Raw genomic sequence first — 22252 nt, forward strand, 5'->3', positions numbered from 1 at the left:
TCAGGTTCCAGGCGCGTTCCGGCTACCAGATGCTGACCCGCTCAGCGGCCGGCATCCACATTCCGTCCTCCGCGGTGACATCGAATGCCTCGTGGAAGGAGTCAAGGTTTTTGGCGATGGCGTTGGTCCGGAACTCGTTGGGGGAGTGGGGATCGGTGGCAAGCCGGCGGATGGCCTCTTCCTGCCGGATGACTTGGCGCCAGCCCGCGGCCCAGGAAGCGAAGAAGCGTTGCTGCCCGGTCAGGCCGTCAAGGACCTCCGGCTCCTCGCCGTCCAGGCTGATCTGGTAGGCCTTGTGGGCGATGGTGAGCCCCGCCAGGTCGCCGATGTTCTCACCGAGAGTGAGCCGGCCGTTGACGTGGTGCCCCGGAGCGGCGGTGGGGGAAAGCGCTTCGAACTGCGCCACGAGGCGGGCGGTCAGCGCTTCGAAGGCCTGCCGGTCCTGGTCCGTCCACCAGTTGCGAAGGGCCCCGCCGCCGTCGAACTGGGATCCCTGGTCATCGAAGCCGTGGCCAATCTCGTGGCCGATCACTGCCCCAATCCCGCCGTAGTTGACGGCATCGTCGGCGTCGGCGGTGAAGAACGGCGGCTGCAGGATGGCCGCGGGGAACACAATTTCGTTCATCATGGGGTGGTAGTAGGCGTTGACCGTCTGCGGCGTCATCAGCCACTTGTTCCGGTCCACCGGCTTGCCTACCTCGTCAAGGTGCCTGTCGACGTCGGCATTGTGTGCGCGTTCCACGTTGCCCAGCAGATCGTCGGGGTCGATCTCCACGGCGGAGTAGTCGATCCATTCGTCCGGGTAGCCAATTTTCGCCCGGAACGCCTCCAGTTTGCGGAGGGCCTCGGCTTTGGTGTCCTGGCCCATCCAGCTGACGTCATTGATGCTGCGGCGGTACGCCTCGATGAGGTTCGCCACCAAAGTCTGCATCCGCGCCTTGTGGGATTCGGGGAAGTGGCGTGCCACGTAGATCTGGCCGACGGCCTCACCGAGGCCGGCCTCTACGACGGCAACGCCGCGCTTCCACCGGTCCTTATTTCGGGGAGTGCCGCTGATGGTGGTGCCATAGAACGCGAAGTTGGCATCCACGAACGCGGAGGACAGGTAGGGCGCAGCCGCGCTGACGACGCGCATGGCCAGCCACTCCTGCCAGGTGGCGACCGGGACCTCATCCAGGAGCCCGGCAGCACCCGCAAAAAAGTCAGGAGTGCTGACAACGATTTCGGCCCGCTTTTCGGGGTCGATTCCCGCAGCCTCGAACCAGGTGGCAAAGAGCGGGAAGAGTGCGGCCGCTTCATCCGCCGTCTTCAGGTTGTAGGTCTTTTGCGGGTCGCGGAGGGTGACGTTGTCCCAGTGGTGGGACGCGAGCTTTGTCTCCAGCCCCACCACGCGGGCAGCGGCGCCCTTCGGATCCGCCAACCCCGCCAGTTCGAACATCTTCTCCACGTGCGCCGTGTAGGCGGAAACTATCGGGGCGAACTTCTCTTCCCGGTAGTAGGACTCATCGGGGAGGCCCAGGCCGCCCTGCCCGGTGTACAGCAGGACCCGGTCCGGGTTGCCCGCATCAGGGGCGGGATAGATGTAGAACAACCCGCCGACGTCCGCCCGGAACAACCGGCCCGCCAGGGCAATGAGCTCCGGGACCGAGGACGTCGCGAGGACCTCCGCGAGCCGCCCGCGGATGGGCTCCATGCCCTTGCCCTCCACGGTGGCTTCGTCCATGAAGCTGTTGTACAGCCCGCCGATCTTCCGCTCGATCCCGGTGGCGTCATCGCCTTTGGCTGCCGCTTCCTCGATGATGTCCCGGACGGCGATCTCCGACCCGTCACGCAGGGCGGTGAAGGTGCCCTCCAGGGGCCGGTCGTCCGGAATCTCGGTGGCTTTCAGCCACGCGCCGTTGACGTGCTGGTAGAGGTCATCCTGCGGCCGGACTGTGTGATCAATGGTGGAAGGATCGATCCCCGAAATGGGCACTGCAACTCCTTTGCTGGGACGCCGCTGCCGGGCGTAACACCGGAAGGCGTCTGCATGCTGGACTTTACGGACGGTAGTGCCCTTTCATCTTACGCACCCGTGTTACCCTCAAAGTGTGCGTGCAGAGCTCCTTCTCCTTAGCTGCCGCGGCGAGGCCACAGACGCTATCTAGCGCACGGCCCACCCTCGCTGCGGAGTTTGTGTTGCCCGGCCACCCTTTCACTGAAGATCGATAGAAAAGGCCACGAACATCATGCGAAACGCACAGAAGCCCTCCGGAATGCCCGCCCACCGGTACACGCCCTTCCAGGACCAGATCAAGGTTGAGCTGCCTGACCGCACGTGGCCGGACAAGGTGATCACCAAGGCCCCCCGCTGGTGCGCGGTTGACCTGCGCGACGGCAACCAGGCGCTCATCGACCCCATGAGCCCGGCCCGCAAGATGAAGATGTTCGACCTGCTGGTCCGCATGGGCTACAAGGAGATTGAGGTCGGTTTCCCGTCAGCCTCGCAGACGGACTTCGACTTTGTCCGCCAGCTCATTGAGGGCAACCACATCCCGGATGACGTCACCATCCAGGTTCTGACGCAGGCCCGGGAACACCTGATCGAACGGACCTATGAGTCCCTGGTGGGCGCCAAGCAGGCCATCGTCCACCTTTACAACTCCACGTCCGTCCTCCAGCGCCGCGTGGTCTTCAACCAGGACGAAGACGGCATCCTGGACATTGCCCTGCAGGGCGCGCGCCTGTGCAGGAAGTACGAGGAAACCCTCGCGGACACGCACGTGACCTATGAATACTCGCCGGAATCCTTCACCGGTACCGAACTCGAGTACGCCGCACGGGTCTGCAACGCCGTCGCCGACGTATTCGAAGCGTCCGCCGACCGCCAGGTGATCATCAACCTCCCCGCCACGGTGGAAATGGCCACCCCCAACGTCTACGCGGATTCCATCGAGTGGATGAGCCGGCACCTGCACCCGCGCGAAGGAATCATCCTCTCCCTGCACCCGCACAACGACCGCGGAACCGGGGTTGCTGCCGCCGAACTGGGCTACATGGCCGGCGCCGACCGCATCGAAGGCTGCCTGTTCGGCAACGGTGAACGGACCGGCAACGTTGACCTGGTCACTTTGGGCCTGAACCTGTTCGTCCAGGGCATCGACCCCATGATCGACTTCTCCGACATCGACGACGTCCGCCGGACGGTTGAGTACTGCAACCAGCTGCCGGTTCCGGAGCGTTCGCCGTACGGTGGCGACCTGGTGTTCACCGCTTTCTCGGGTTCCCACCAGGACGCCATCAAGAAGGGCTTTGAAGCACTGGAGCGCGACGCCGCCGCGGCAGGCAAGGCCGTGGACGACTTCACCTGGCAGGTGCCCTACCTGCCGGTTGACCCCAAGGACCTGGGCCGCAGCTACGAGGCCGTCATCCGCGTGAACTCCCAGTCCGGCAAGGGCGGCGTGGCCTACCTGCTGAAGAGCGAGCACAGCCTGGACCTGCCGCGCCGCGCGCAGATCGAGTTCTCCGGCGTCATCCAGCGCCGCACCGACACCGTGGGCGGTGAAGTCAGCGGAGCACAGCTGTGGCAGATCTTCCAGGACGAGTACTTGCCGTCCGGCCAGTCCGAGGGGAAGTGGGGACGCTACTCCCTGGGCGGGGTCAAGACAGAAACCGACGCCGACGGCGGCATGACGCTTCACGCCTCGCTCACCATCGATGGTGCCCAGGTCAGCCGGACGGGCACGGGCAACGGCCCCATCGCCGCCCTGCTGAATATCCTCCACGAGGACGGCGTGGACGTCCGGGTGCTGGACTACAGCGAGCACGCCCTGTCCGAAGGCGGCAACGCCGCGGCGGCTGCCTATGTTGAATGCGCCGTGGGGGAGCGGGTCCTGTGGGGTGTCGGCATCGACGCGAACACCAGCATGTCGTCCCTCAAAGCCGTCATCTCGGCGGTCAACCGCGCCATCCGGGACGCCCGGGCCTGATACCTGCAGGTGGTGCCCGCGGTTCCAACCGCCGGCACCACCGTGCCTGGCAGCGTGCCGCCGGGCAGGATGGGAAGATAGAACGTGGTCCAACAGTCATTTGCTTCCCGGGCGTACCGGGACGATGCCGTGGTGCTGCGTACCCACAAACTGGGCGAGGCGGACAGGATCATCACCCTCCTGACCAAGCACCATGGGCAGGTCCGCGCCGTCGCCAAGGGCGTACGCCGCACCAGCAGCCGTTTCGGAGCCCGGCTTGAACCCTTCATGGTGGCGGACCTGCAACTGGTGTCCGGCCGAACGCTGGACATCGTCACGCAGGCCGTCGCGAAAGGTGCGTACGGCGGAAGCATCGCGGCGGATTACGGCAGGTACACGGTTGCCGCCGCCATGACGGAGACCGCAGAGAAGTTGACGGACGTGGACGGCGAAGCCGGTACCGCGCAGTACAACCTGCTGGTGGGAGCCCTCGCTGCGCTCAGCCGTGACGAACATGCCGCAGGCCTCATCCTGGACTCCTACCTGCTGCGTGCCCTTGCAACCGGTGGCTGGGCTCCCAGCTTCACCGACTGCTCCCGCTGCGGCAGGCCGGGCCCGCACACGGCGTTCTCCGCGCCCCTTGGCGGCATGGTCTGTGCGCAGTGCAGGCCGCCCGGCTCACCTGCCCCCGCAGCCGAAACCGTTGTCCTGCTGGCGGCCTTGCTGACCGGGGACTGGGCAACTGCCGATGCGTCCTTGCCGCAGCACCGCAAGGAGGCCGCCGGCCTGGTGGCCGCATACCTGCAATGGCATCTTGAACGAGTATTGAAATCCCTCAAACATGTGGAGCGCAGCTGACAGTGGCCTTGGGAAAAAAGAACAACGCACCCCGGAAGCGCACCCACCCCGTGGTGGCCCCCTACCCGCATCCGTCCGGTGCGGTGGCGCCTTCCATCCCGGCGGAATTCATTCCCCGGCACGTGGCCATCGTCATGGATGGCAACGGCCGCTGGGCCAACCAGCGGGGCCTGCCACGGATCGAAGGCCACAAGGCGGGCGAGCCCGCTCTGCTCGATGTCATGGCAGGCGCCATTGAGCTGGGCATTGAGTACGTCAGCGTGTACGCGTTTTCCACCGAGAACTGGCGGCGCTCACCGGAGGAAGTCCGCTTCCTCATGGGATTTAACAAGGACGTGCTGCGAAGGCAGCGAAACCAGCTCGACGACTGGGGTGTCCGGGTGCGCTGGGCAGGACGCCGGCCCCGCCTGTGGGGTTCTGTGATCCGGGAGCTGGAGGAGGCCGAGGAGTTCACCGCGGCCAACACCACCTGTCATTTGACCATGTGTGTTAATTACGGCGGCCGGGCTGAGATCACCGACGCCGTGTCCGCTATTGCCGCAGAGGTTGCGGCAGGCAGGCTCAAGCCAGGCGCCATCACCGAGCGGACCATCCAGAAGTACCTGGATGAGCCCGACCTTCCCGACGTGGACCTTTTCCTCCGGAGCTCGGGGGAGCAGAGGCTCTCCAACTTCCTGCTCTGGCAGTCCGCATACGCGGAGTTCGTCTTCATGGACACGCTGTGGCCCGATGTGGACAGGCGGACCCTCTGGGCCGCCGTCGAAGAATATGCCCGGCGGGACCGCAGGTACGGTGGCGCCGTCGACGCAGCCGCTGCACCCGCGGATCCCCAGGCGGGCTAGCCTTACCCGTACGCCCGCAGCCACCGGGCCAGCCGCGAGTAGGCATCGGTCCGGATTGGCTCCGGCGAGAGGAACACGTCGTGCAGGGCGCCGTCAATCCGCTCCACAGTTACCGTACGGCCCAACGTGAGTGCGCGGGTGCTGATGATATTGACGTCCAGCACGGCATCGGTACGGCGCATTTCCTCCGACCAGAGCAGCCCATTCGCACTTCCCTTGGAAAGCAGGACCAGAATCGGAGCTTCGATTTCCAGGCCGCGGGCAACCCGGGCATGCCCGGCAAGCACAGCCCTCAGCCAGCCTGCGCGCACGGGGAACGCCATGCGGGGCCGGTAGCGCTCGTCAAGCGGCCACTCGCCGTCGGCCGCACTGCTGATGGTGCGCCAGTAGTGGCCACGCTCCGGGAGTCGCAGGACCGCCTGGGGGCGCAACCGGGCGACGGGACGCACCATGCTGGACGCTGCCCGCCGGACCAGCGAGCTTCCGTGCATCTCCAGCCACGGACTGTTCAGGATCAGCAGCGAAACGGCCTCCGGATGGCGGCTGGTCCACAGGGCCGCCACCAGGCCGCCGGTGGAATGGCCCATCAACGCCAAAGGTCCGGGAACGCCCTCCTGGCGGATCACCCGGGCTGCTTCTTCGATTTCGGCGTCGTAGGCGGCGAGGTCCGCCACATAACCACCCGGTGATTCGGGGCGCAGGCTCCGTCCGTGGTTGTGCATGTCCAAGGCGTAAAAGTCGTAGCCGGCCGACGCCCAGAACCGCGCCAGGTCCACGTTGAAGAAATAGTCGCTCCAGCCGTGCAGGAAGAGCACGGCCCGGCGGCGGCCGTCGGCAGCACCGGTGTCCGGATCCGGCCGGAGCCGGACGAGGGTTGCCGTCCGCGCCACGCCGTCAGGTCCGGCGGCCGCAAAGGTGTGGGACTCGAAATCCCCGCCCAGGATGTCCTGCTGCCACTGCATGACCTCATGCTAGACCGGCGCACCCGCGCACGCCCGCCCGTTCAGCAGCTTCTCCGTTTTGGTGTGGCGCCCCCGGAGACGGGAAACTGGAGGCATGCGCGTTTATCCCACTTTCTTCAGGCTGGCCTTTTCATGGATGGACGCCGAGCGCGCCCACAAGATCGGATTCAAGGGCATCCGGCTTGCGCATGCCTCGGGTGCAGGGAAGGTGCTGCAGAAGCTGTCCGCTCCGGCACACTCGCTGCAGACCACCGCATTCGGTGTCACTTTTCCATCCCCGTTCGGGCTGGCTGCCGGCTTTGACAAGGAAGGCCACGGCATCGAGGCCCTCACGGACCTTGGATTCGGGCACATTGAGGTGGGCACCATTACCGGGCAGGCGCAGCCGGGCAACGAAAAGCCGCGGCTGTTCCGCCTGGTCCAGGACCGGGCCGTCGTCAACCGGATGGGGTTCAATAACGACGGCGCCTCGGCCGTTGCGCCGAGGCTGAAGGCGGCGCGGGCCGCGCTTCAGCGCCGCTACCCGGCGGTGCGTCCGGTCATCGGCGTCAACATCGGCAAAACAAAGGTCGTGGAGCTGGCCGACGCCGTGGATGACTACCTGGTGAGCGCCCGCAGCCTGGCCCCTGCCGCCGACTACCTGGTGGTGAACGTCAGTTCCCCCAACACCCCCGGACTGCGGCTGCTCCAGGACGTGGAAACGCTCCGCCCGCTGCTGACCGCCGTGGGGCAGGAAGCTGACCGCGCCGCCGGACGGCACGTGCCCCTGCTGGTGAAGATCGCGCCGGACCTCAGCGACGACGACATCGACGACGTGGCGCGCCTTGCCCTGGACCTGAAGCTGGACGGCATCATTGCCACCAACACCACGGTGGCCCGTGCAGGACTGTCCTCGCCGGCCGGAGAAGTGGAGAAATGCGGTGCCGGCGGATTGTCCGGAGCTCCACTGAAGCAACGTTCCCTCGAGGTGCTGAAGCGGCTCAAGCACGCCACCGGGGACGCGCTGGCCCTGGTGTCAGTGGGCGGCGTGGAGTCGGCCCAGGATGTCCAGGAAAGGCTCGACGCCGGCGCCACCCTGGTGCAGGGCTACACTGCCTTCCTCTACGAAGGACCGTTCTGGGCGGCACGGATCAACAAAGAGCTGGCAAAAAAGCGCCGCTCCTGACGCTTCCGCCACAGGCCGCCTCGGCGGGCGAACCGTATTAACGGCAGACACCCCGGCGGTATCCCGCCGGGGTGTCTGCCGTTTGAGTTGAGGGTTGGGTCAGGCCGGGTACTGTCCGCGCTGTACCTGGGGCTTGGGCAGCCGCAGCTTCCGGAACTGCAGCGAGCGCATGGAGCCGTACCAGACGGTGCCACCCTCCACGGCGCCAAACTTTTCGGCCAGCCGCTTGCGGAGCTTGCGGGACAGGATGAAGACGTCCACGAAGACGGCAAGGAACATCACCCAGAAGGCGCCCAGGACGTAGATCATCATGTCGCTGGACGCCGGGACCACAAGGGACACCAGCACGAAGACCAGCGCACCAAACATCAAGTATTCACCGAGGTTGAACCGCGCGTCCACGAAGTCGCGGGCAAACCGTTTCTGGGGACCTTTGTCACGCAGCGGGAGGAACTTCTCGTCACCGGTATCCAGGGCCCGGCGCATCTTCAGGCGCTGGTCCTGCACTGCCTGGCGTTCGGCGGCCTTGGACGCCTTGCGGTCCTCGGGCACCAGCGGGCGCTTGCGGGCGGCTTCCTGGGCCTTCCGCGTGGGGGTAGGCGCGCCCTTGCCCGCCGCACTGTTCTGCCGCGCCGCTGCCTCCGCTGCCTGCTGGTCTATGGTTTCCTGCGCCGAGGGCGCTTCTTTTCTACGTCCGAACACTTGACCAGAATACCTTGCAGCAGCGGGGCCCTGCTTGCTTCGGTGCCTTCCCTGACCGGCAGCCGAATGTGACGGGGGTAATGTTTTGGCCATGACTCCATCACCCGCGGCAACCCCGCACAGCACCACTACGACAGGACCGGGCTCTGACCTTACCGGCAGGACGGAAGATCTTCGTTCAGCGGTAGACCGTTCCTTCCACCAGACCCTGGCCCGGCTCAAGGAGCTCGTTGCCATCCCCGGGATTGCGTGGCCCAGCTTTGACCGCACCCCGCTGGAGCGAAGCGCCGAGGCCGTCGCGGAACTCCTTCGGGGTGCCGGGATCGGTGAAGTGCAGGTGCTGTCCGTGGGCAAAGCCGACGGCACGCCCGGCGGCCCGGCCGTCGTCGCCCGCCGTCCAGCCGCTGAAGGTAAACCGACCGTCCTGCTGTACGCCCACCATGACGTCCAGCCGGTGGGCGACGAGTCCCTGTGGGAAACGGAACCCTTTACCGCCGTCGAGAAGGACGGGCGCCTTTACGGACGGGGCGCCGCTGACGACAAAGCAGGCATCATGGCGCACGTAGCCGCCTATGCGGCCGTCGCCGAGGTCCTTGGGGACACTTTGGGGCTGGGCGTGACCTTTTTCATCGAAGGCGAGGAAGAAGCAGGGTCGCCAACGTTCCGGACTTTCCTGGAGGCGAACCGTGAACTGCTGCGGGCCGACGTCATTGTGGTGGCCGACTCCAGCAACTGGAAAGTCGGCGTACCTGCCCTGACCACCAGCCTGCGCGGCCTGGTCGACGGCACCATCGAGGTGCAGGTACTTGGCCATGCGGTGCACTCCGGTATGTACGGGGGGCCGGTCCTGGACGCGCCCACCCTGCTGTCCCGCCTGATTGCCACGCTTCACGACGCCGACGGAAACGTTGCCATCGAAGGGCTGGTGGCCACCGATACGGCTTCCGTGGAGATGCCGGAGGCGGATTACCGCGCCGACGCATCAGTGCTCGACGGCGTCCGCCTGGCCGGGACCGGAAGCATCGCTTCCCGGCTGTGGACCAAGCCGGCACTGTCAATCATCGGCTTCGATGCCCCGGCCGTGGAGGTCGCCTCCAACACACTGCTCCCGCGTGCGCGGGCAAAATTCAGCCTGAGGCTCGCGCCGGGCCAGGTTCCCGCCGAGGCCATGGAAGCGGTGCGCCGGCACGTCGAAGCCAATGCGCCGTTCGGTGCCACGGTGGTCTTCACCCCGGGGGAGGCGGGCAACCCTTTCCAGACCGATACGTCGTCCGCCGCAGCAACCGTGGCCATGTGGGCGCTGGGGGAGGCCTGGGGAGTGCAAGCCGTGGAAACAGGCATCGGCGGGTCCATTCCCTTCATCGCCGACCTCACTGAGCTGTATCCCGACGCGCAGATTCTGGTAACAGGTGTGGAGGATCCGGATTCGCGGGCGCACAGCGCCAATGAGTCCCTCCACATCGGTGACTTCCGCAATGCCATTCTGGCGGAGGCGCTCATGCTCAGCCGGCTGAACAGTGAGGGCCTTAACGCCGGGGAGTGAGCCGCTTTCGGCATCTGGGCCGCCGCCCTGCTTCCAGGGAACAACCGGCGTGCTTTGACGGTTACGCCAGGAGTTAGAGCTACAGGACTGCCGCGCGTAGCATGTAGCTATAGCCCATACCGTATTTGTAGGGGCAGGCGCCGTTACGGCGACGCCGCCAGACCGTCCTAAGAAGGTAGGCCAATGAGCACCTCAACCAACGAAAACAGCACCGCCACCACCGTGGCCAGCGACGAACTGCCCGTTCACGAGGTCGACCTGACCGACGTCGCCGCCGGCAAGGTACGCAGCCTCCTCGAGCAGGAAGGCCGCACGGACCTGCGCCTGCGCGTGGCCGTGCAGCCCGGTGGATGCTCAGGGTTGATCTACCAGCTCTACTTCGACGAGCGGCTCCTTGATGGTGACGCCGTGCGCGACTTTGACGGAGTCGAGGTCGTCGTCGACAAAATGAGCGTGCCGTACCTGAGCGGCGCAAGCATCGACTTCGAGGACACCATCTCGAAGCAGGGCTTCACCATCGACAACCCGAACGCCGGCGGCTCGTGCGCCTGCGGCGATTCATTCCACTAAGCCGGTTATTTCGCCTGATGTCGGCGCCGGGCTTCCGGCCGTTTAAAACGGCACGGGGGCTCGGCGCCGACATGTGGGCGAAACGCCCGGCGGAGCGGTAAGCTCTACACCGAGTAGTAAAACTTTTTTGTGCCCGGAGCGCCGATGGCTGCCCGGACAACAGCAACAAGTAGGAAGGGCCGTCTGTGAGTTCGCAGAACCGAACCGGCAGCCGACGCAAAACGATCACCACGATCTCAAGCTTGGCTATAGCCGGCGCGTTGGTTTTGACCGGATGTTCGCCAGAGGTAGAAAAAGGCTGGATGCCCACTGAACGTGGCACCACCAGCAACACCGACCGCATCATGGACCTCTGGGTCAACTCATGGATTGCTGCGCTCGTGGTCGGCGCCATTACGTGGGGCCTGATCATCTGGTGTGTGGTCGCCTACCGGCGCCGCAAGGGAACCGTAGGCTTCCCGCGGCAGACCAGCTTCAACCTTCCGCTGGAGGTTTTCTACCTCACCATCCCGATCTTCATGGTCCTGGTGTTCTTCTACTTCACCGACCGTGACCAGCAGGCCATCGATGACCGATCGCAGCCGGCCGACGTCGTCGTGGACGTTCGCGGCAAGCAGTGGGCGTGGGACTTCAACTACAAGTCCGGCCAAGTCATCCAGGAAGACCTCCACGAGGCCGGCGTCCAGGCGCACCTCACCGGAAACACCATCGACAAGGAACAGCTCCCCACGCTGTACCTGCCCGTGAACAATTCCGTTGACCTCGAGCTCAACGCCCGCGATGTCATCCACTCCTTCTGGGTGCCCGCCTTCCTGCAGAAGCGCGACATGATCCCCGGCAAGACCAACTACATCCGGTTCACCCCCACTAAGGAAGGCACCTACGACGGTAAGTGTGCTGAACTTTGCGGCGAGTACCACTCCGAAATGCTGTTCCGCGTCAAGGTGGTGTCGGAATCTGAATTCCAGGCCCACATGGACCAGCTCAAGGCTGAAGGCAACACAGGCCTGCTCGGCGTGGAGTACGACCGCAACCCGAACCTGAACGAAACCAAGTAAGGGGAGCGACGTGGCTACGTACACCCAATCCGCACCCTCGGGAGTCCTGTCGGCTCCCGTGGTGCCCAAATCCAAGGGACGCATCGTCGTCAACTGGATCACCTCCACCGACCACAAGACCATCGGGTACATGTACCTGATCTCGTCCTTCGTGTTCTTCTGCCTGGGCGGCGTCATGGCGCTGCTGATCCGTGCCGAACTCTTCGAGCCCGGCATGCAGATCCTGCAGACCAAGGAGCAGTACAACCAGCTGTTCACCATGCACGGCACCGTCATGCTGTTGATGTTCGCCACCCCGCTGTTCGCCGGGTTCGCCAACGTGATCATGCCGCTGCAGATCGGCGCCCCCGACGTCGCGTTCCCGCGTTTGAATGCGCTGGCCTTCTGGTTCTTCCTGTTCGGCTCCACCATCGCCGTCTCAGGCTTCATCACCCCGCAGGGTGCTGCATCCTTCGGCTGGTTCGCCTACGCGCCGCTGTCCAACACCACGTTCACCCCGGGCATCGGCGGTGACCTGTGGGTCTTCGGCCTGGCATTGTCGGGCTTCGGTACCATCCTTGGTGCAGTCAACTTCATCACCACCATCATCTGCATGCGCGCCCCGGGCATGACCATGTGGCGGATGCCCATCTTCACCTGGAACACCCTGATCACCGCGATCCTGGTCCTGATGGCCTTCCCGCCGCTGGCCGCCGCCCTGTTCGCCCTCGGTGCCGACCGCAAGTTCGGTGCGCACATCTTCGACCCGGAGAACGGCGGCGCCGTCCTCTGGCAGCACCTGTTCTGGTTCTTCGGCCACCCCGAGGTGTACATCATCGCGCTGCCGTTCTTCGGCATCGTTTCGGAGATCTTCCCGGTCTTCAGCCGCAAGCCGATCTTCGGCTACAAGGGCCTGGTCTACGCCACCATCGCCATTGCAGCCCTTTCGGTAACGGTCTGGGCCCACCACATGTACGTGACCGGCGCCGTCCTGCTTCCGTTCTTCTCGTTCATGACCATGCTCATCGCGGTGCCAACCGGCGTGAAGTTCTTCAACTGGATCGGTACTTTGTGGCGCGGGTCGCTGACCTTCGAAACGCCGATGCTGTGGAGCCTCGGCTTCATGATCACCTTTCTCTTCGGTGGCCTCACCGGCATCATCCTGGCCTCACCGCCGCTTGACTTCCACGTTTCGGACTCCTACTTCGTGGTGGCGCACTTCCACTACGTGGTGTTCGGCACCGTGGTGTTCGCCATGTTCGCGGGCTTCTACTTCTGGTGGCCCAAGTGGACCGGCAAGATGCTCAACGAGCGCCTGGGCAAGATCCACTTCTGGCTTCTGTTCCTGGGCTTCCACGGCACCTTCCTGATCCAGCACTGGCTGGGCGTCGAGGGCATGCCGCGCCGGTACGCGGACTACCTTGTGGAGGACAACTTCACCTGGATGAACCAGTTCTCCACCGTGGCATCCTTCGTGCTGGGTGCGTCCCTCATCCCGTTCTTCTGGAACGTCTACATCACCTGGCGAAAGACCGAAAAGGTCCAGGTTGATGATCCGTGGGGCTTCGGCGCTTCACTGGAGTGGGCCACGTCCTGCCCGCCGCCGCGCCACAACTTCACCTCCCTGCCCCGGATCCGTTCGGAGCGTCCCGCCCTGGACCTGCACCACCCGGAACTTCGCCAGGTCCACACCGTTGAGTCGCCGGCTCCCGCAGCGTCGGTTCTCGGCAACGCCGACCAGAAGGACAACGCACAGTGAAAATCGAATCCTGGATCTTTGGCTCTGGAGTCTTCTTCTTCGTCCCGGTCGCTCTGGTTTACGGATTCCTGACCAACTGGGGTGAGTGGGTGGGCATCCTGGGCATCCTGCTCGTCGGCGGCCTCGCCGGCATGATCGGGGCCTACCTCGGTTTCACCGGCAAGCGCGTGGGCCTCCGTCCCGAGGACCGCAGTGACGCTGAAATCCACGAAGGCGCCGGCGAACAGGGGCACTTCAGCCCCTGGAGCTGGTGGCCGCTGGTCCTGGGCATCGCCTGCGCCACCGGCTTCCTGGGCCTGGCAGTAGGTGCCTGGATCATCTTCATCGCAGGCGGCCTCGCCCTCGTGGCCCTCGTGGGCTGGGTATACGAGTACAGCCGCGGCGACCACGCACACTAAGCAAGACAAAAGAATAACGACGTCGGGCCCCGCCATCTGGTGGGGCCCGACGTCGTTATGTGGTTTCCAAGGCCCTTAGCCGGCCCCCTGCGACTCCAGAAGCAATTGGAGCCCCCGGAGGGCAGCCTCAACTTTCCCGTGTCCCAGCGGGTCCTCCAGCCCGGCTTCGCTGACGGACAGCTCCACCTCACACCCCTGCCCAAAGTCGGCAGCCATCACCTGGAGGAGCGAGCGGGCGTCCACCTTTGCGGCGCCCGCTTTGCTGATGGTGATTGGAAGCCCGGTATCGTTGACGGCCCGGACAAATACCGCGGCAGAGCGTGCGTGCAGGCCTACCGGGGCCGCCACCACGGCCTTCTGTGTTGGCAAAAGGGACTCCTTTTATGAAAGACGGCCCCCTCCGTCTGCTGGCAAGATTTTCCACACCAATATAGCGGTAGCCATGCCCATCGCCCGAAACACTGCCGGCGTCCCGGGACTGGTCTAGACCGTCCTAAAATTGAGAGGAAACCAACGGCAGGAGAAAGATCATGGCAGCTGGCGCCACGGCCATCACGGGTGAAATAGACCGAACCAGCGGAACGGCCATCTATGTGCAGCTCCGCGAGATCCTTCGCACGTATATCGCCCAGTCTTGCCCGCCGGGTTCGGCGTTGCCGTCCGAACGTGATCTGGCCGAGCGGTTCGGGCTGGCAAGGATGACAGTCCGCCAGGCCATTGACGCCCTGGTGGGGGAGGAGGTCATCGAGCGTGTTGTGGGACTGGGGACGTTTGTCCGGCGCCCGAAACTCGACCTCCAGGTAAAGCTCACTTCCTACAGCGAAGAGATGCAGCGGCGCGGCATGGTTCCCGCAGCCAAGGTGTTGAGCTTCGAGCAGATCGGCGCCAGCGCCTTCCTTGCGCGCGAGCTGCAGTTGGACGAGGGCACTCCGCTGGTCCGGTTCCGCAGGCTTCTGCTGGCCGATGGGGAACCGATGAGCGTAGACGAGAATTTCATCCCGGCGCACCGGGTACCGGGCCTGCTTGACGGCGAACCGCCCACCTCGTTGTACAACGTCCTCAGTGAACAGTTTGGTTTGGTGATGGAGTGGGGCGAAGACATGATCGAGGCGACCGCGGCCTCGCCGTCCACGGCACGGCTGCTCAATGTCGAAGTGGGGGCACCGTTACTGAAGATTCAGCGGCATGCGTTCGTGGCGAGGGCGATGGTGGACTATTCGGTGTCTTACTACCGCGCGGACCGGTACAAGCTGTGGGTGCCCCTTCAGCGGCCAGGGGCCCGGAGAGCCCGCAACCACTGACGGCGCCGCGGTCACAGCGGTCGTCTCCTGCAAGCCCAGGCAGGAATGCCGGCTGAAGCCCTGCATGGGCCGGCAGCAGGAAGGCGGAGGAACGTTAATACCAGGAAAGGCCCGATCCGTATGGATCGGGCCTTTCCTGTGGAAACCTACGCCTAGTGTGTCAGGCTCTTGGATCCCTCTGCTGCTTCAACTGCCTCGTGGCCGTGGCCGTGGGACGCCTCAAGCTCTGCGGGTGTCGCCGGAGCAACACGGTCTTCGAAGAACCAGCGGGAGAGGAACGCGCGGCGCTTCTCCTTGCTGGTCACGACGCCGTGCTCGTTGGGCTGGGCCGGGATGACCTGGGGTGACTCGAAACCAACCAGCTTGTAACGCTTGTACTCATCCAGCGGGGCGTGCACCTCGATGAATTCGCCGTGCGGGAGCCTGACGATGCGGCCGGTCTCGCGGCCGTGCAGGGCGATTTCCCTGTCCTTGCGCTGCAGCGCAAGGGCAACACGCTTGGCAACGATGAAGCCGATAACCGGCCCGATGAAGAACAAGGCACGGAGCCAGTACGTGACGTCATTCAGGGACACGTGGAAGTGCGTGGCAATGAGGTCGGAACCTGCAGCTGCCCACATCACGCAGTACCAAACGAATCCGGCAACACCGATGCCCGTACGGGTCGGGGCGTTACGCGGGCGGTCCAGGACGTGGTGTTCGCGGTCATCCTTGGTCACCCAGCGCTCGATCCACGGGTAGGTGAACATCACGGTGAACAGGATTCCTGCCGGGACCAAGGCCGGGAGCAGCACGTTGAACGTGAACACGTGTCCGAAGAAGACCTGTTCCACGTGCCAGTTGCCCAGCGTGCCGGGCATAAGCCGAAGGGCACCGTCAACGAAACCGATGTACCAGTCAGGCTGGGTACCGGCTGACACGGGGGAGGGGTCGTACGGACCGTAGTTCCAGATCGGGTTGATGGTGAAGAATGCCGCCATCAGGGCGATCACACCGAAGACGATGAAGAAGAATCCACCGGCCTTCGCTGCGTAAACGGGACCCAGGGGGTAACCGACAACGTTGTTGTCGTTGCGGCCGGGGCCGGGGTACTGCGTGTGCTTGTGCACCACGACCATGAAGAGGTGCAGGACGATCATCAGCAGGATCAAAGCCGGAACCAACAGGATGTGCAGCATGTACAGGCGGCTGATGATGGCCGTGCCGGGGAACTCGCCGCCGAAGAGGAAGAACGAGATGTACGTTCCGATGACCGGGATGGACTTGATGACGCCGTCGATGATGCGCAGGCCGTTACCGGACAGGAGGTCATCGGGGAGCGAGTAGCCGGTGAAACCGGCAGCCATGGCCAGGATCAGCAGGACGCTGCCCACAACCCAGTTCATTTCACGCGGCCGGCGGAACGCGCCGGTGAAGAAGACCCTCAGCATGTGGACTGCGATTGATGCCACGAACAGCAGGGCAGCCCAGTGGTGCACCTGGCGCATGAACAGACCGCCGCGGATGTCGAACGAGATGTTCAGCGAGGAACTGTACGCCACCGACATCTCGACGCCCTTGAGGGGGATGTAGCCGCCGTCGTAGTGGGTTTCCGCCATGGACGGATCAAAGAAGAACGTCAGGAATGTTCCGGACAGCAGCAGGATGACGAAGGAGTACAGCGCCACTTCACCGAACATGAAAGACCAGTGGTCGGGGAAGACTTTGCGGCCGAACTCGCGGAGGATCCCGGAGCCGCCAACACGTGAGTCGACGAAGTCGGTGATCCGGCCTGTCTTGGTCTTGGCAACGAAAGCGGGTTCAGCTGTTGATGTTGCGCTCATGCTCATCACGCTCCCAGTAACTTGGTCCTACGGGTTCATGGAAGTCGCTGGTAGCGACCAGGTAGCCCTCGTCATCAACTGCGATGGGCAGCTGGGGGAGCGGCCGGCTGGCGGGGCCGAAGATCACCTTGCACTCTTGCGTGAGGTCGAAGGTGGACTGGTGGCACGGGCACAGCAGGTGGTGCGTCTGCTGCTCGTACAGAGCAACCGGGCAGCCAACGTGGGTGCAGATCTTCGAGTAGGCAACGATTCCGTTGTAACCCCAGTCTTCACGGCCCTTGGAGGGGTTCAGTGATGCCGGATCGAGGCGCATGAGGAGCACAACGGCCTTTGCCTTCTCGTTGAGCTTGCCCTCGTGCAGTTCGTTCAGGCCTTCGGGGATCACGTGGAAGGCGGAACCGATGGTGACGTCCGAGGCCTTGATCGGAGTTCCATCAGGGTCGCGGGTAAGGCGCTTGCGCTTTCCGTCCTGGGGAGCCCACATGGTGTGCGCGAGCTTGTCGTCAGGGCGGGGTCCGAGGTCAGCGAAGATGGCGACGGCGGGAAGCGGGGCGAGTGCGACCGCACCCAGGAGGGTGTTGCGGATCAGCGGGCGGCGCTTGATGCCGGTCTCTTCCACGATGTCGTCAACGATGCGGACCGCGGCCTGGCGGTCCTCTTCGTAACGGATGACGTGGCGTTCTTCGGAGACTTCGTGGTCGGGCATCAGGGCCTTGGCCCAGTGCACGATACCGGTGCCGATACCCAGCATGGCGAAGGCGGTGCCAATGCCGAGCAGGGCGTTCTGGAGCCGGATGGTGGCGATGCTGGAGTCATCACCCAGATCAATGGCGAAGTACGCCACCAGGAAGATCAGGGTTCCAACAACAGAAATGCCAAATAGTAAGGCGACCTGTCGTTCTGCCCGCTTTGCGGCCTTCGGGTCCGTGTCAGCCAGGCGCAAACGATGCGGGGGAATTCCAGGATCCTGGAACTTCTCCACCTCATTCTGACCAGCCGTAGCTACGGTGCCCGAGTGGTTCGGACTGCCGTCACTATGGTTGCCCATAATTCGCCTCATCCTTCTCTCGTCCCGGCAGTCGCCGGGTTAGTTTCTAATTTCAAGCTGCTGACTTGGCAGCAGAAGTTGTGTGTTCCTGCGGAAACTCAGGACGTCCTGGAAGTGAGCCAGATGGTGAAGGCAATGATGACGCCAAGACCGGCAACCCAAACGAACAGGCCTTCAGCAACCGGACCCAGCGAGCCCAGGTCGGCACCGCCGGGTGATCCGGTGGTCTCGATCTGCTTCAGGAAGGTGATGATGTCCTTCTTGCCTTCAGGAGTGATGTTGGCGTCATTGAAAACCGGCATGTTCTGCGGACCAGTGGCCATGGCCTCGTAGATGTGCTTGCCGGATACATCGGCCAGGGCAGGTGCGAACTTGCCGCGGGTCAGCGCGCCACCAGCAGCGGCGGCGTTGTGGCACATGGCGCAGTTGGTACGGAAGAGTTCACCACCGGCAGCTGCATCGCCGCCGCCGTTTGTCAGGTCTTCTGCAGGAATTGCCGGGCCGGCTCCCAGGGAGGCGACGTAGGCTGCAAGCTGGTGGGTCTGCTCGTCATTGAACTGGACGGGCTTCTTCATGGCCTGGGGGCCGTTCATCTGCATCGGCATGCGGCCGGTGCCCACCTGGAAATCAACAGCGGCTGCACCGACACCAACCAGCGAGGGACCATCCTTGGAACCACTGGCACCCATGCCGTGGCAGGTGGCGCAGTTGGCGGCGAAGAGCTTGCCGCCCTCCTCTGCGTCGCTTGCACTGAACGTGGTGGTGGAGGCCTTGGCCTGGTTGACGGTGGTTGCCACGGCGTACAGCCCACCCGTGATGAGGAGCCCCATCAGAAGCAGCGCTATTGCTGCAAGTGGGTGACGCCGCTTTTGTGAGAGTGCCTTCACGTGGTGGTTCCTTTATTCGATCCTGCGCCGGCTCCGGGAGCCGCTACCTGAAATTCTGCCTCTTGTAGAAAAAGAATCAAAGCTGGCTACTTGAGTACGTAGATGACCAGGAAGAGGCCGATCCACACGACGTCAACGAAGTGCCAGTAGTACGAAGTGACGATCGCGGACGTTGCTTCGAAATGCCCAAACTTCTTCGCGGCGAAGGACCGTCCCATGATGAGCAGGAAGGCGATGAGGCCGCCGATGACGTGGAGGCCGTGGAAGCCGGTGGTCATGTAGAAGGCCGAGCCGTAGGCGTTGGAGGAGAGCGAGACGTGCTCGGAAACCAGCATCGCGTATTCGGTGGTCTGGCCGGCGACGAAGAACGCGCCCATCAGGAACGTCAGGGTGAACCATTCGTTCATTCCCCAGCGGGCGAACTGCAGTGCACCTCCGGCGCGCCGTGGCTGCAGCCGCTCTGCGGCGAAGACGCCCATCTGGCAAGTGAAGGAACTGGCCACGAGGACGATCGTGTTTACGAGCGCAAAGGGGAAGTTGAGCTTGGCTGTCTCTTCCGCCCACATCTGCCCACTGGTGGAGCGCAGAGTGAAGTACATGGCGAAGAGACCGGCGAAGAACATCAACTCACTGGACAGCCACACAACGGTTCCGACAGAAACCATATTGGGGCGGTTCAGCGTGGGGTGCGCCGGGGTACTGGGGGCATGGGTCGCAGATGTCACATAGACATTATGTCTGTAAAAGTCCGTGCTGCCCAACGCAAACCGCCTTTTCGGAGGACTTTTTCTACAAAGACGCGAAATCGCCCGGAAAAGTTCCCGCCACCGTTCACATTGGTCAGCGGCCGCCGTCGGTCGATAGCATCAGCAGGTGACTTCTCAGGCAACTTCAGCGTCCGGCAACACCTGGCCCCGGTTGATCTCGGCCCTTATCAAGGGCAACGACCTCACTGCCGAGAACACCTCCTGGGCCATGGACACGATCATGTCCGGTGAAGCGACGCCGGCGCAGATTGCCGGGTTCCTGGTGGCCCTCAGCGCCAAAGGCGAGACGGTGGATGAGCTCTCAGGCCTGGTTGACGCAATGCTTGCCCACGCGAACCCTGTGACGATCACCGGCGAAAAGCTGGATATCGTCGGGACCGGTGGTGACCAACTTAACACCATCAATATCTCCACCATGGCCGCTTTGGTGGCTGCCGGGGCCGGCGCGAAGGTGGTTAAGCACGGCAACCGCGCGGCGTCGTCGTCGTCCGGGTCCGCTGACGTGCTCGAGGCGCTCGGTGTCCGCCTTGACCTGCCTATCGATCGAGTAGCGCGGAACGCAGAAGAGGCAGGGATTACGTTCTGCTTTGCGCAAGTGTTCCATCCGTCATTCCGGCACACCGCGGTGCCACGGCGGGAACTGGCGGTGCCGACGGCGTTCAATTTCCTCGGACCGCTTACTAATCCGGCCAACGTGCAGGCGTCGGCTGTGGGTGTAGCGAACGCGCGCATGGCGCCGCTCGTCGCCGGCGTCCTGGCCCGCCGGGGGAGCAGGGGGCTGGTTTTCCGAGGCAATGACGGCCTCGACGAGCTGACCACAACCGGCCCCTCCACCGTCTGGGAAATCCGCAACGGAGCCGTCAACGAACTGCACTTCTCGCCGCAGGACCTTGGCATCAGCCTGGCTACCGTTGAACAGCTTCGCGGCGGTAATGCGGCCGCAAACGCGGGCGTTGTCCGCGACGTCCTCGCCGGCAGCAAAGGTCCGGCGCGGGACGCAGTCCTGGTGAATGCCGCGGCCGGCCTGGTTGCGTTCGACTCTGAAGCAGAGGGCCCGTTCCTCACGCGGATGCAGGAGGCATTTGCGCGGGCGGCGCAATCAATCGACTCCGGTGCTGCGGCCTCCGTCCTGGACCGCTGGGTGTCGCTCTCCCGCGCCTAAGGGCGGGTCGCCGGCTACTGTTCGAAACCCAGCGAGAAGGCGGCGTCCAGGTCGTGCTGCGAGTACGCCCGGAACGCGATGTGGGTAGTGGTGTGGACCACCGCGGGAACTTTTGAAAGCCGGTCCGCGATGACGTCCGCCAGGTCTTCGTGCCGCCGGACCCTGGCTACCGCAATCAGGTCCCATTCGCCGGTGACCGAATATACTTCGCTGATGCCTTCGATGGCCGAAATCTCCTCCGCCGTCTCCGGAATACGGGCGGCGTCTGTCTTGATCAGAACAAATGCGGTAACCACGCTGGAACCCCTTCAATCGGTGCTGCCGCAGTGAGGCAGGGCAGGCTTTCTCTGCAGCCAGCCTATTACACGGGGGCAGTTTCCCCTGTTGCCACCCGGCAACCCAAAACGACGCCCGCTACTTGCCCTGCCTGCGCCGAAGCTGCGCCGCAGCTGCCAGCAATAGGCGGTAGCCCAGCAGGAATACGGCCAGGGCCAGCGTGGCAACGATGATGAAGGGAAGGACCACTGTCTGGCCAGTTAAGGCCCGCAGGAGCATGCCGCCCACCAGGCTGGCCACCCAGACGGGAACTCCTGCCCGGCGGACTGACAAGGGGCTCCGCCACGCGCGGGCAATAATCCAGCCCGCAGCAGCCCCGGCGAGGAATGGCCAGGCAGTCAGCAACACACCGAGGATGGGCTCCTCGCGGTGGTGTGCATCGCGGCCTATCGCGGCGAAAACAAGGATCAGCACCGTATCAACCGCTGCCGCCCCCATTGCTGCTCGTACGGGTGATGTCGGTGCAGGCTTGGTTTCCAAGGAACTCATGGTTTTGAGCTTAGCGCCCGCTCCGTGCTTGAGGAGGCGGCGTGCAGCGCAGCTACCGGGACTCCACGGTGTTGCCGTAGCCGGCATCGCAATTGCCGTCATGGATCACGCCGTGGCCGGAAGCGACGGGGTAGTGGTCCTCAGGGTTGAAAATGGCCGTAGTGACTCCCGTCGCCTTGCGGGCGCACTTCCGCACGAAGGACTGGGACTCGCCTTTGCCGCCAATCCACATGTCGATCCAGAGCGTTGCGTCGCCGTATTTTCCGGCTCCCGTATGGCAAGGGCCTTCCTCCGGGGTTGGCCCGTCCCCGCAGGTGTCTTCCACGATGAAGTAGCGGCGCACGTCCGGGAGGTAGATCCGGGTGCCCGGGGGGATGTCAAGGACGTCCTGGCCGGTTTTGCGTGAATGCCCGACGGCGATGGTCACCGGATCAGCGTAAGTCCCCGTGCCGCCGGCTGCCTTGTGCAGGACAGGATGGCTGATCACCGTGGAGCTAGGGGGCGTGTTGTCGAACCACGTGTAGGCCGTGACGAAGACATCTGTTCTAACGGACTCCCCGCCGCCATGCGTTGGGGAACCGGTGCATGCGTTAACTGCGAGCGCAACGCAGCAGGAAACTGCCGCAGCCAAGGCACGCCTGCCCATCCGCAACCTC

22 protein-coding genes are annotated in these 22252 nt (G+C 64.1%); 11 read left to right on the forward strand and 11 right to left on the reverse strand.

The genetic code is table 11. The features are described 5' to 3' along the window. Positions 1-22: 22 nt before the first annotated feature. A complete protein-coding gene (locus ACR65J_RS08635; protein WP_440167821.1) occupies positions 23-1975 on the reverse strand; it encodes a M13 family metallopeptidase in 1953 nt (650 codons plus the stop codon). Positions 1976-2228: 253 nt separating this feature from the next. Here ACR65J_RS08635 and leuA point away from each other — a divergent pair, with 253 nt between their 5' ends. From leuA to ACR65J_RS08650, 3 genes are all read left to right on the forward strand, one after another. After that, positions 2229-3968 (forward strand): 2-isopropylmalate synthase, encoded by a 1740-nt coding sequence (gene leuA, locus ACR65J_RS08640; RefSeq protein WP_440167823.1) that lies wholly within the window; start codon positions 2229-2231, stop codon positions 3966-3968. Positions 3969-4052: 84 nt separating this feature from the next. Further along, entirely contained in the window at positions 4053-4805 is a 753-nt protein-coding gene (gene recO, locus ACR65J_RS08645; RefSeq protein WP_440167825.1) for a DNA repair protein RecO, read from the forward strand. 2 nt (positions 4806-4807) lie between these two features. Then, entirely contained in the window at positions 4808-5647 is an 840-nt protein-coding gene (locus ACR65J_RS08650) for an isoprenyl transferase (protein WP_440167827.1), read from the forward strand. 2 nt (positions 5648-5649) lie between these two features. Here the strand turns inward: ACR65J_RS08650 and ACR65J_RS08655 are convergent, their stop codons facing one another. Then, a complete protein-coding gene (locus ACR65J_RS08655) occupies positions 5650-6609 on the reverse strand; it encodes an alpha/beta hydrolase (protein ID WP_440167828.1) in 960 nt (319 codons plus the stop codon). 94 nt (positions 6610-6703) lie between these two features. Here ACR65J_RS08655 and ACR65J_RS08660 point away from each other — a divergent pair, with 94 nt between their 5' ends. Further along, positions 6704-7774, forward strand: coding sequence for a quinone-dependent dihydroorotate dehydrogenase (locus ACR65J_RS08660; protein WP_440167829.1), 1071 nt, complete (start codon positions 6704-6706; stop codon positions 7772-7774). 99 nt (positions 7775-7873) lie between these two features. On the opposite strand, the gene ACR65J_RS08665 is transcribed toward ACR65J_RS08660, so the two are convergent. Next, positions 7874-8476 carry a DUF3043 domain-containing protein gene (locus ACR65J_RS08665; RefSeq protein ID WP_440167831.1) on the reverse strand — a complete coding sequence of 201 codons (603 nt, stop codon included), beginning with the start codon at positions 8474-8476 and terminating at the stop codon, positions 7874-7876. A 91-nt stretch (positions 8477-8567) separates the two neighbouring features. On the opposite strand from ACR65J_RS08665, the gene ACR65J_RS08670 reads away from it, so the two are divergent. The 5 genes from ACR65J_RS08670 (at position 8568) to ACR65J_RS08690 (ending at position 13783) form a co-directional block, all read left to right on the forward strand. Continuing rightward, positions 8568-10019, forward strand: coding sequence for a dipeptidase (locus tag ACR65J_RS08670; protein WP_440167833.1), 1452 nt, complete (start codon positions 8568-8570; stop codon positions 10017-10019). 183 nt (positions 10020-10202) lie between these two features. After that, complete coding sequence (locus tag ACR65J_RS08675; protein WP_440167834.1) at positions 10203-10589, forward strand: HesB/IscA family protein; 387 nt, start codon at positions 10203-10205, stop codon at positions 10587-10589. A 185-nt stretch (positions 10590-10774) separates the two neighbouring features. Further along, positions 10775-11647 (forward strand): aa3-type cytochrome oxidase subunit II, encoded by an 873-nt coding sequence (gene ctaC / locus ACR65J_RS08680; RefSeq protein WP_440167836.1) that lies wholly within the window; start codon positions 10775-10777, stop codon positions 11645-11647. Between the two features lie 10 nt (positions 11648-11657). Beyond that, on the forward strand, positions 11658-13385 hold the full coding sequence (gene ctaD, locus ACR65J_RS08685) for an aa3-type cytochrome oxidase subunit I (protein WP_440167838.1): 1728 nt from the start codon (positions 11658-11660) through the stop codon (positions 13383-13385). After that, positions 13382-13783, forward strand: a complete 402-nt coding sequence (locus tag ACR65J_RS08690) for a cytochrome c oxidase subunit 4 (RefSeq protein ID WP_142031296.1) — start codon at positions 13382-13384, stop codon at positions 13781-13783. Before ctaD ends, ACR65J_RS08690 begins: the two co-directional genes overlap by 4 nt. A 75-nt stretch (positions 13784-13858) precedes the next feature. On the opposite strand, the gene ACR65J_RS08695 is transcribed toward ACR65J_RS08690, so the two are convergent. After that, on the reverse strand, positions 13859-14152 hold the full coding sequence (locus ACR65J_RS08695; protein WP_440167839.1) for an HPr family phosphocarrier protein: 294 nt from the start codon (positions 14150-14152) through the stop codon (positions 13859-13861). Between the two features lie 161 nt (positions 14153-14313). On the opposite strand from ACR65J_RS08695, the gene ACR65J_RS08700 reads away from it, so the two are divergent. After that, complete coding sequence (locus ACR65J_RS08700; protein ID WP_440167840.1) at positions 14314-15084, forward strand: GntR family transcriptional regulator; 771 nt, start codon at positions 14314-14316, stop codon at positions 15082-15084. Between the two features lie 152 nt (positions 15085-15236). On the opposite strand, the gene qcrB is transcribed toward ACR65J_RS08700, so the two are convergent. The 4 genes from qcrB to ctaE form a co-directional block, all read right to left on the reverse strand. Next, positions 15237-16907, reverse strand: a complete 1671-nt coding sequence (gene qcrB, locus ACR65J_RS08705; protein WP_440167842.1) for a cytochrome bc1 complex cytochrome b subunit — start codon at positions 16905-16907, stop codon at positions 15237-15239. Then, positions 16885-17955, reverse strand: coding sequence for a cytochrome bc1 complex Rieske iron-sulfur subunit (gene qcrA / locus ACR65J_RS08710; RefSeq protein WP_440167844.1), 1071 nt, complete (start codon positions 17953-17955; stop codon positions 16885-16887). Before qcrA ends, qcrB begins: the two co-directional genes overlap by 23 nt. A 98-nt stretch (positions 17956-18053) precedes the next feature. After that, positions 18054-18842, reverse strand: a complete 789-nt coding sequence (qcrC, locus tag ACR65J_RS08715; RefSeq protein ID WP_440167845.1) for a cytochrome bc1 complex diheme cytochrome c subunit — start codon at positions 18840-18842, stop codon at positions 18054-18056. Between the two features lie 86 nt (positions 18843-18928). After that, entirely contained in the window at positions 18929-19567 is a 639-nt protein-coding gene (gene ctaE, locus ACR65J_RS08720) for an aa3-type cytochrome oxidase subunit III (RefSeq protein ID WP_196803315.1), read from the reverse strand. A 148-nt stretch (positions 19568-19715) separates the two neighbouring features. Here ctaE and trpD point away from each other — a divergent pair, with 148 nt between their 5' ends. Next, on the forward strand, positions 19716-20771 hold the full coding sequence (trpD, locus tag ACR65J_RS08725) for an anthranilate phosphoribosyltransferase (protein ID WP_440167847.1): 1056 nt from the start codon (positions 19716-19718) through the stop codon (positions 20769-20771). A 14-nt stretch (positions 20772-20785) separates the two neighbouring features. Here the strand turns inward: trpD and ACR65J_RS08730 are convergent, their stop codons facing one another. The 3 genes from ACR65J_RS08730 to ACR65J_RS08740 form a co-directional block, all read right to left on the reverse strand. After that, the gene (locus ACR65J_RS08730; RefSeq protein ID WP_141160402.1) at positions 20786-21067 is read right to left on the reverse strand and encodes an Lrp/AsnC family transcriptional regulator; all 282 of its coding nucleotides are present in this window, start codon (positions 21065-21067) and stop codon (positions 20786-20788) included. Positions 21068-21185: 118 nt separating this feature from the next. After that, on the reverse strand, positions 21186-21596 hold the full coding sequence (locus ACR65J_RS08735) for a DUF3054 domain-containing protein (protein WP_440167850.1): 411 nt from the start codon (positions 21594-21596) through the stop codon (positions 21186-21188). A 52-nt stretch (positions 21597-21648) separates the two neighbouring features. Next, on the reverse strand, positions 21649-22242 hold the full coding sequence (locus ACR65J_RS08740) for a hypothetical protein (protein ID WP_498794863.1): 594 nt from the start codon (positions 22240-22242) through the stop codon (positions 21649-21651). Between the last annotated feature and the right edge of the window lie 10 nt (positions 22243-22252).

This window comes from Arthrobacter sp. SAFR-044 (assembly GCF_059414985.1).

Coding starts and splice junctions, on each gene's coding strand:
- leuA (WP_440167823.1), top strand. CDS start 2,229: ATGCGAAACGCACAGAAGCCCTCCGGAATGCCCGCCCACCGGTACACG.
- ACR65J_RS08655 (WP_440167828.1), bottom strand. CDS start 6,609: ATGCAGTGGCAGCAGGACATCCTGGGCGGGGATTTCGAGTCCCACACC.
- ACR65J_RS08660 (WP_440167829.1), top strand. CDS start 6,704: ATGCGCGTTTATCCCACTTTCTTCAGGCTGGCCTTTTCATGGATGGAC.
- ACR65J_RS08670 (WP_440167833.1), top strand. CDS start 8,568: ATGACTCCATCACCCGCGGCAACCCCGCACAGCACCACTACGACAGGA.
- ACR65J_RS08675 (WP_440167834.1), top strand. CDS start 10,203: ATGAGCACCTCAACCAACGAAAACAGCACCGCCACCACCGTGGCCAGC.
- ACR65J_RS08700 (WP_440167840.1), top strand. CDS start 14,314: ATGGCAGCTGGCGCCACGGCCATCACGGGTGAAATAGACCGAACCAGC.
- qcrB (WP_440167842.1), bottom strand. CDS start 16,907: ATGAGCGCAACATCAACAGCTGAACCCGCTTTCGTTGCCAAGACCAAG.
- qcrA (WP_440167844.1), bottom strand. CDS start 17,955: ATGGGCAACCATAGTGACGGCAGTCCGAACCACTCGGGCACCGTAGCT.
- ACR65J_RS08735 (WP_440167850.1), bottom strand. CDS start 21,596: ATGAGTTCCTTGGAAACCAAGCCTGCACCGACATCACCCGTACGAGCA.
- ACR65J_RS08740 (WP_498794863.1), bottom strand. CDS start 22,242: ATGGGCAGGCGTGCCTTGGCTGCGGCAGTTTCCTGCTGCGTTGCGCTC.